This is a genomic window from Paenibacillus sp. P4_A7, from assembly GCF_056402455.1.
Genome location: NZ_JBFUHJ010000816.1, coordinates 1 through 1,059 on the forward strand (window position 1 = coordinate 1; position 1,059 = coordinate 1,059).

Annotated in this window: 1 protein-coding gene; it reads left to right on the forward strand. The window is 43.0% G+C overall.

Annotated elements, in window-relative coordinates; all coding sequences use genetic code 11:
* On the forward strand, positions 1-1,059 hold a 1,059-nt coding region (locus AC1DWN_RS34230), incomplete at both ends, for a penicillin-binding transpeptidase domain-containing protein (protein WP_477563262.1).

Sequence of the window (1,059 nt, forward strand, 5' to 3'; positions counted from 1 at the left end):
ACCTGCCTGCACTCAAAATTTTCAATGAGGAAGTAAAAATTGAAAATGCATGGGATTTCGTTAGGCAGCTCGGTATTACGACACTCCAACCCGAGGACTCTTATGCACAAACAGGTGTTATTGGCGGACTTAGCATCGGCGTATCCGTTGAAGAGCTGACTAACGCATATGGCTCTATACCAAACAAAGGTATGTTTAATGACGCTTATATGATTGATCGTATTACCGATACGAATGGAAAAGTCATTTATGAGCATAAGGCAGAAGCAAAACGCGTATTTTCAGAACAAAGTGCGTTTCTTATGACAGATATGCTTCAATCGGTTATTTCCAGCAGAAGCGGTTCCGGTCATTCCATTACTTCGGAATTTAAACAATATGGTAAAATTCCCGTTGCTGGTAAAACAGGCTCCACACAAAGCTACGGAGACGTATGGTTTATGGGCTTCTCTCCAGACGTTACTCTTGGCGTATGGGCAGGATACGAGGAGCAAGTAAACTCCTTGTCCAATAAAGGTAAGACAAGAGCTCGCTCTATTTGGGCTCTCATTATGAACGAATTAGCAGAAAAAAAACCAGAGCTTTTTGTTACAGACACATTTGAAAAGCCTGATGGTATTGTTAAGGCAACAGTATCAAGTGCAAGCGGAATGCTGCCAAGTCAATTAACGAAGGAAGCAGGTATGCTTGTAACGGATTGGTTTAACAGAAAGTATCTGCCGAAAAAAACAGATGATACGCTAGTGAAAATGGCCTATATCACCTATAATGGCGTCAACTACGTACCAAACCCAGCAACTCCAAGCGATATGGTCAAAGAACAAATCGTAATCAAACGAAAAAGACCGCTTGATGCTCTAATGGATGAAATCAAAGCGGCTCAAGAGAAATTACYGGCCAAAAGTCGGCGTCCGATGGCCGTATATTTACCTGCCGATGCTTCAAAGGATGCCCCATCGAAAACTGACCCGCGTGTTGACGATGGCGCTGTACCTCCATCACCAGCGAGTTTGAAACTACAAGCAGCAAATGACGGTAATCTCACATTGACGTTCAATC